Below are 6,881 nucleotides of genomic sequence, written 5' to 3'. Positions count from 1 at the left end.
CAGGCCCTTTAGCGGACCTGTTGTGATTGGTGGGAGAGATGGTATCTACGCCGCGCGGTATTCCGTAGGTTGGCGCTGAGCGCCAGCGAAGCCCAACACCTCAAGGCCAAAACAAGAAACCCGCCACCAGGGCGGGTTTCCTCACCACCAGGGCCGCATCACAGCTTGGCGATGGACACCTCGGTGGATTTGACGAAGGCGATCACCTCGCTGCCCACCACCAGTTCCAGCTCCTTGACCGAGCGGGTGGTGATGACGGAGGTGACGATGCCGGCGGCGGTCTGGACGTCGATCTCGGAGAGCACCGAGCCCTCGATGATTTCCTTGATGGTGCCCTTGAACTGGTTGCGAACGTTGATGGCCTTGATGGTCATGGCAGAACTCCTCGGATGAGCGATCAGTAGGCCCAGCGCAGTTGCGTGGGCAGGGGTTGCACGATTTCGGGTAGATCGGCATTGAGCGGCTGCTGCAGCACCCGGGCCAGTACCTCGGCTTCCAGGCGCGCCAGCTGGGCATCGCCGGCGGCTCGGGGGCGCGCCAGGGTGACGTCGAGATCCAGGCCGACATGGCCGTCTTCGATGAGCACCACGCGGTCGGCCAGGGCTACCGCCTCGCCCACGTCGTGGGTGACCAGCAGCACGGTGAAGCCGTGGCGCTGCCAGAGGCCTTCGATGAGCTGCTGCATCTCGATGCGGGTCAGGGCATCCAGGGCGCCCAGCGGCTCGTCGAGCAGCAGCAGGCGCGGCTGGTGGATCAGGGCCCGGGCCAGGGCTACGCGCTGCTTCTGGCCACCGGAGAGCGCCGAGGGCCATTCATGGGCGCGATCGGCCAGGCCGACCGCCGCCAGGGCTTCCAGGGCGCGCGGTTTCCAGTCGCCCCTGAGGCCCAGGCCGACGTTGTCGATGATGCGTTTCCAGGGCAGCAGGCGCGCATCCTGGAACATCAGCCGGGTGTCTTCGCGGTGCTCCGCCAGGGGTTCGTCCTGGCCCAGCAGGGTGCCGCCACTGGCGCGGTCGAGACCGGCCACCAGGCGCAGCAGGGTGCTCTTGCCGCAGCCACTGCGGCCCACCACGGCGACGAACTGGCCAGCCGGGATCTGCAGATCGATCCCGTGGAGCACGGTGCGCTCGCCAAAGGTCTTCACCACCTGTTGCAGCTTCAGGGCGATGCCGCGCGAGAGCGGCGGAACGGCTTGCAGACTGGTCATGCGTGGGCTCCCTTCTGATAGGCCGGGTGCCAGCGCAGCCAGGCGCGTTCCAGGCCGCGGGCGGCGAGATCCGCCAGCTTGCCGAGGATGGCGTAGAGCAGGATGGCCAGCACCACGATGTCGATTTGCAGGAATTCCCGGGCGTTCATCGCCAGGTAGCCGATACCGGAGCTGGCAGAAATGGTCTCGGCGACGATCAGCGTCAGCCACATCAGGCCGAGGGCGAAACGCACCCCCACCAGGATGGCCGGCAAGGCGCCCGGCAGTACCACGTGCCAGAACAGCCGCGCCCCGGAGAGGCCGTAGCTGCGGGCCATCTCCACCAGCGCCGGATCGACGTTGCGGATGCCGTGGTAGGTGTTGAGGTAGATGGGAAAGAACACCCCCAGGGCCACCAGGAACAACTTGGCCGACTCGTCGATGCCGAACCAGAGGATCACCAGCGGGATCAGCGCCAGGTGCGGCACGTTGCGCACCATCTGCAGGGTGCTGTCGAGCAGCCGCTCGCCCCATTTCGACAGCCCGGTGATAAAGCCCAGCGCCAGGCCGATGCTGCCGCCGATGGCGAAGCCGATGCCGGCGCGCCAGCCGCTGATGGCCAGGTGTTGCCAGAGCTCGCCGCTCTTGACCAAGCTCCAGCCTGCTTCCAGCACCGCCGCCGGCGACGGCAGGATGCGACTGGACAGCAGGCCGCTGCTGACCGCCAGCTGCCAGGCGACGATCAGGGCCACCGGCACCACCCAGGGCGCCAAGCGCTGCAGTTGACGTTCGATCGTGCTGTTCATGCCCGCCTCCCTCAGCTCTGCGCCGCTTTCTGCGGCAGGATGTCGTTGGCCACCATCTCGCCGAAGGGACTCACGTAGTTGGCGCCTTCGACCTGGGTCGGCCGCTTGACCGGCAGGTGCGGGAACAGCAGTTCGGCGACCCGATAGGATTCTTCGAGGTGCGGATAGCCGGAGAAGATGAAGGTGTCGATGCCCAGGGCGGCATATTCCTTGACCCGCGCGGCCACGGTGGGACCGTCGCCGACCAGCGCGGTGCCGGCGCCGCCCCGCACCAGGCCGACCCCGGCCCAGAGGTTGGGCGCGATCTCTAGCTTGTCGCGCCGGCCGCCGTGCAGGGCCGCCATGCGCTGCTGGCCGACGGAATCGAAGCGGGCGAAGGCGGCCTGGGCCTTTTCGATGGTGGCATCGTCCAGGTTGGCGATCAGCCGGTCGGCCGCCCGCCAGGCCTCTTCATTGGTCTCGCGGACGATCACGTGCAGGCGGATGCCGAAGCGCACCGTGCGGCCCTGGGCGGCGGCCTTGGCCTTGACCGCCTCGATCTTCTCGCGCACCGCGTCCAGAGGCTCGCCCCAGGTCAGGTAGAGCTCCACCTGCTCGGCGGCCAGGTCCTGGGCCGCGTCGGAGGAGCCGCCGAAGTACAGCGGCGGGCGCGGTTGCTGCAGCGGCGGATAGAGCAGCTTGGCGCCCTTCACCTGGATGTGCTTGCCCTCGTAGTCCACCGTCTCGCCTTCCAGCACGCGGCGCCAGATGCGGGTGAATTCCACCGAGGCTTCGTATCTTTCGCTGTGGGACAGGTGCAGACCGTCACCGGCCAGTTCGTCGGGATCGCCGCCAGTGACCAGGTTGAACAGCGCCCGGCCGCCGGAGAGGCGATCCAGGGTGGCCGCCTGCCGCGCCGCCACGGTGGGCGAGATGATCCCGGGGCGCAGGGCCACCAGGAACTTGAGCTTCTGGGTGACCGGGATCAGCGAGGCGGCCACCAGCCAGGAATCCTCGCAACTGCGGCCGGTGGGGATCAGCACCCCGCCGAAGCCCAGGCGGTCGGCGGCCTGGGCGACCTGGGTCAGGTAGCCATGGTCGACGGCGCGGGCGCCTTCGGCGGTACCCAGGTAGTGGCCATCGCCGTGGGTCGGAAGGAACCAGAAGATATCGAGACTCATGGGGCTTTCTCCAGCAGGCGAAATCAGGGTTTGGCGGCAGCGGTCTGCAGACTGGCGGGCGGGGTCCACACCACGTCGCGGATGACCAGCGGCTTGGGAATCAACTTGAGGGCGGTGAAGGCGTCGGCGATCTTCTGCTGCTGCGCCGCCACCTCGGGACTGATGAAGCGGGCGCCATAGCCCTGGCGCCTGACCACTCGTTCGGCGGTGTCCAGCGGCAGGTTCAGCAGCGGCGCCACCTGGGCGGCGACCTGGTCGGGATGGGCCTTGGCCCACTCGCCCACCGAGCGCACCTCGTCGACGATGGCGCCGACCTGTTCGGGATGGGCCTTGGCGAAGCTGCGGGTGGCCAGATAGAACTGGTGGTTGTCGGCCAGACCGGTGGCATCGGTCAGGGTGCGCGCCTGCAACTGGGTCTCGGCGGCGGCCTGGTAGGGATCCCAGATCACCCAGGCGTCCACCGCGCCGCGCTCGAGGGCGGCGCGGGCATCGGCGGGCGGCAGGTAGACCGGCTGGATGTCCTGGTAGGGGATGCCGGCCTTGGCCAGTGCCTGCAGCAGCAGGTAGTGGACGTTGGAGCCCTTGTTCAGGGCGATCTTCTTGCCCTTGAGATCGGCCAGCGACCGGATCGGCGAATCCTTGGGCACCAGGATGGCCTCGCTGGTGGGCGCCGGCGGCTCGTGGGCCACATAGACCAGGTCGGCGCCGGCGGCCTGGGCGAACACCGGCGGTGTCTCCCCGGTCACGCCGAAATCGATGCTGCCGACGTTGAGGCCTTCCAGTAGCTGCGGGCCGCCGGGGAATTCGGTCCACTGCACCTTGACGCCGTCCTTGGCCAGGCGCTGCTCCAGGGTGCCGCGGGCCTTGAGGGTGATCAGGGTGCCGTACTTCTGGTAGCCGATGCGCACCGTCTCTTCCGCCTGGGCCAGGCCGGCGGCCAGGGTCAGCAGGGAAACGGCGAGCAGCGAACGCGTGAAGGAGAACTGCATGACTAAGGCTCCTGGTCAGATGCCCCAGCGCGCCTGGCCGATGCGATCGGCCAGCAGCTCGGGGGTCAGGGGTTGGGGACGCCGCACCAGGGCCGCGTGAAATTGTTCGAGGGATTCGTGCAGGCGCTGCTCCAGCGCCGGGGTCAGGGCGACCCCGGTCTCGGTGTAGCTGACCTGGCTGTCGTCGGCGAAGAGGCCGTTGAGGATTTCCTGCGCCTTGAGCGCCGAGAGCACCGGCTTCAGCGCGTAGTCAATGGCCAGCAGATGACCGCTGGAGCCGGCGGTGGCCAGGCGCAGCACCACCTTGAGTGCCAGGGCGCGTTCGGGCAGCAGGTCCAGCAGCGTCTTGAGGGCGCCGGCCAGGGAGGCCTTGTAGACCGGGGTGGCGATCACCAGGCCATCGGCGGCCTGCAGCTGGGCGATCAGTTCCACCACTGGCGGGCTGTCGAAACGGGCGCCGATGAGGTCGGCGGCGGGAAAGTCCTGGATGCGCCAGCGGGACACTTCTACGCCGCGCCCCTGCAGCCAGTTCGCTGCCAGATCCAGCACGCCGCTGGAGCGCGAGCGCGCTGCCGGACTGCCTGCCAAAGTCACCACCTGCATCGCCGTCTCCTGGAGAAAAAAGAGCGGTGTCGCGCCGCTCGAAAAAGGAATGAGCGGACCTTAGCAGCGGGTGTTTATTCCCTAAAAATACCCTTTCGGCACTTGGTTATAACCAGAAAAACGAAACCCCGGCCTGGGCCGGGGTCGGGTTGTCGCAGGAGATTTCAGCGATTGGGCTGGGGCGTCAGGCGCAGATAGGGTTTCACCGCGGTGTAGCCCTTGGGGAAACGCCGCTTGAGTTCTTCCTCGTCCTTGAGCGACGGCACGATGACCACGTCGTCGCCATCCTTCCAGTTACCCGGGGTCGCCACCTTGTGGTTGTCGGTGAGCTGCAGGGAATCGATCACCCGCAGGATCTCGTCGAAGTTGCGCCCGGTGCTGGCCGGATAGGTGATCGACAGCCGTACCTTCTTTTGCGGATCGATGACGAACAGCGAACGCACGGTGAGGGTGTCGTTGGCGTTGGGGTGAATCATGTCGTAGAGGGTCGAGACGCTGCGATCGGCGTCGGCCAGGATCGGAAAGCCCACGGCGGTGGCCTGGGTTTCCTCGATGTCCTTGATCCAGCCCTGGTGCGATTCCAGACCATCCACCGAGAGGGCGATCACCTTGACGTCGCGCTTGGCGAATTCGTCCTTGAGCTTGGCGGTGAGACCCAGCTCGGTGGTGCAGACCGGGGTGAAGTCGGCCGGATGGGAGAAGAGCACGCCCCAGCTATCGCCCAGCCACTCGTGGAAGCGGATGCGACCCAGGCTGGAGTCCTGTTCGAAATCGGGGGCGATGTCGCCCAGACGGATGGTCATTGGCAGTTCTCCTGATGCAGGTAGGGATAGCGGCACTATGCCGCCCACCAGAGCGGGCGGGAAAGATCGGATCACGCTGTGGTTATAACGCGAAAGCCGACCCCTCTTGGGCCAGCCCCCGGTCGCGACGCCACGCGCCGCGTGATCATCCTCACAATTTCGTCGCGCTTTTTCCACCCGGGCGCAGCGCCCGCTAGGGTGCTACACCTAAGGAAGATCGACGGACCGCAATTCGGCCGAGCGGGGCAACCCGCAGCGCTCGCCATGGTCTGTTGGCAAGACGAGGAGGAGATTCTCATGTTCGGCAAACGCAATGACGACCCCGGTGCCACCACCCATTTCCGTAGCGAGCGCGTCAGCGTGGTCAACGGCCAATTCTTCTTCACCACCCGCGAAGGCACCCTGGAAGGCCCCTTCTTCAGCCGCGAGGAGGCCCTCAACCAGATCGATCGCTATGTCGAACGGCTGCAGACCTCTCAGGGCCTGATGCGCCAATCCGTCAGCAACGTCTGACCGCCTGCGCTCGATCCTTTAGACTGCGCGCCCTGAATTCCAGGCCGCGCCGCTCATGACCGACTTCCAGCACGCCCAGCTCGACTGGGACGCCTCCGGGCAACCGCTCTCCCGCACCTATGGCGATGTCTACTTTTCCCGCGCCAGCGGCCTGGTAGAGACGCGCTACGTCTTCCTGCAGCAGAATCGCCTGGCCGAACGCTTCGCCGCGCTGGCCGCGGGAGAGGTCTTTACCATAGGCGAGACGGGCTTCGGCACCGGCCTCAACTTCCTCTGCGCCTGGCAACTCTTCGCCACCCTGGCCCCCAAGGCTGCGCGCCTGCATTTCGTCAGCGTCGAGCGCTTTCCACTGACCGCCGCCGATCTCGCCCAGGCACTGACCCTCTGGCCGGAACTCGCCCCCTACAGCGCGGCGCTGCAGCGGCAGTACCAGGCCATCCATCCGGGCTTCCAGCGCCTGATCCTGGACGACGGGCGCGTCACCCTGACCCTGCTGGTCGGTGATGTGCTAGAGCGCCTGCCCGAACTGGATGCCCGTTGCGACGCGTGGTTCCTGGACGGCTTCGCCCCGGCCAAGAATCCCGAGATGTGGACGCCCGCGCTGTTCGTCGAACTGGCGCGGCTGTCCCACGCCGGCACCACCCTGGCCACCTTTACCTGTGCCGGCTTCGTCCGCCGTGGCCTCAACGAGGCCGGCTTCGCCATGGCCAAGGTACCCGGCTTCGGCCACAAGCGGGAAATGCTGGCCGGCGCGCTGGAACGCCCGGTCACTCCTGCCGCCGTACCCTGGTATGCCCGCCCACCGCGCCCCCAGGGCCCGC

General features: G+C 67.2%; 9 protein-coding genes. 2 read left to right on the top strand and 7 right to left on the bottom strand.

Annotated features, from left to right (window positions below; translation table 11 throughout):
* Nucleotides 1-158: 158 nt before the first annotated feature.
* The 7 genes from GSQ95_RS24590 to GSQ95_RS24560 all read right to left on the bottom strand — a co-directional run bounded on the left by GSQ95_RS24590 (nucleotide 159) and on the right by GSQ95_RS24560 (nucleotide 5,547).
* Nucleotides 159-374, bottom strand: a complete 216-nt coding sequence (locus tag GSQ95_RS24590; RefSeq protein ID WP_010795839.1) for a molybdopterin-binding protein — start codon at nucleotides 372-374, stop codon at nucleotides 159-161.
* Nucleotides 375-397: 23 nt separating this feature from the next.
* Nucleotides 398-1,207 (bottom strand): aliphatic sulfonates ABC transporter ATP-binding protein, encoded by an 810-nt coding sequence (gene ssuB / locus GSQ95_RS24585; protein WP_158897070.1) that lies wholly within the window; start codon nucleotides 1,205-1,207, stop codon nucleotides 398-400.
* Nucleotides 1,204-1,992: an aliphatic sulfonate ABC transporter permease SsuC gene (gene ssuC / locus GSQ95_RS24580; RefSeq protein WP_158897069.1), complete on the bottom strand. Its 789-nt coding sequence runs from the start codon at nucleotides 1,990-1,992 to the stop codon at nucleotides 1,204-1,206. The genes ssuB and ssuC overlap by 4 nt, the downstream gene beginning before the upstream one ends.
* Nucleotides 1,993-2,003: 11 nt before the next feature.
* A complete protein-coding gene (ssuD, locus tag GSQ95_RS24575; protein WP_158897068.1) occupies nucleotides 2,004-3,152 on the bottom strand; it encodes an FMNH2-dependent alkanesulfonate monooxygenase in 1,149 nt (382 codons plus the stop codon).
* 23 nt (nucleotides 3,153-3,175) lie between these two features.
* The gene (locus tag GSQ95_RS24570) at nucleotides 3,176-4,141 is read right to left on the bottom strand and encodes a sulfonate ABC transporter substrate-binding protein (protein WP_158973964.1); all 966 of its coding nucleotides are present in this window, start codon (nucleotides 4,139-4,141) and stop codon (nucleotides 3,176-3,178) included.
* A 15-nt stretch (nucleotides 4,142-4,156) separates the two neighbouring features.
* Complete coding sequence (gene ssuE, locus GSQ95_RS24565; protein WP_158896878.1) at nucleotides 4,157-4,744, bottom strand: NADPH-dependent FMN reductase; 588 nt, start codon at nucleotides 4,742-4,744, stop codon at nucleotides 4,157-4,159.
* 164 nt (nucleotides 4,745-4,908) lie between these two features.
* Nucleotides 4,909-5,547 carry a peroxiredoxin gene (locus tag GSQ95_RS24560; RefSeq protein WP_027598409.1) on the bottom strand — a complete coding sequence of 213 codons (639 nt, stop codon included), beginning with the start codon at nucleotides 5,545-5,547 and terminating at the stop codon, nucleotides 4,909-4,911.
* A gap of 297 nt (nucleotides 5,548-5,844) precedes the next feature.
* Here GSQ95_RS24560 and GSQ95_RS24555 point away from each other — a divergent pair, with 297 nt between their 5' ends.
* Nucleotides 5,845-6,060: a DUF6316 family protein gene (locus GSQ95_RS24555; RefSeq protein ID WP_133862831.1), complete on the top strand. Its 216-nt coding sequence runs from the start codon at nucleotides 5,845-5,847 to the stop codon at nucleotides 6,058-6,060.
* Between the two features lie 55 nt (nucleotides 6,061-6,115).
* Nucleotides 6,116-6,881: tRNA (5-methylaminomethyl-2-thiouridine)(34)-methyltransferase MnmD (gene mnmD, locus GSQ95_RS24550; protein WP_158973962.1), on the top strand; the 766-nt coding region annotated here is incomplete at its 3' end.

Origin of the sequence: Pseudomonas sp. BAV 4579 (assembly GCF_009765395.1) — a bacterium.
GTDB lineage: Bacteria > Pseudomonadota > Gammaproteobacteria > Pseudomonadales > Pseudomonadaceae > Chryseomonas > Chryseomonas aestiva.
This window is presented reverse-complemented; position numbering and strand designations above follow the sequence as displayed.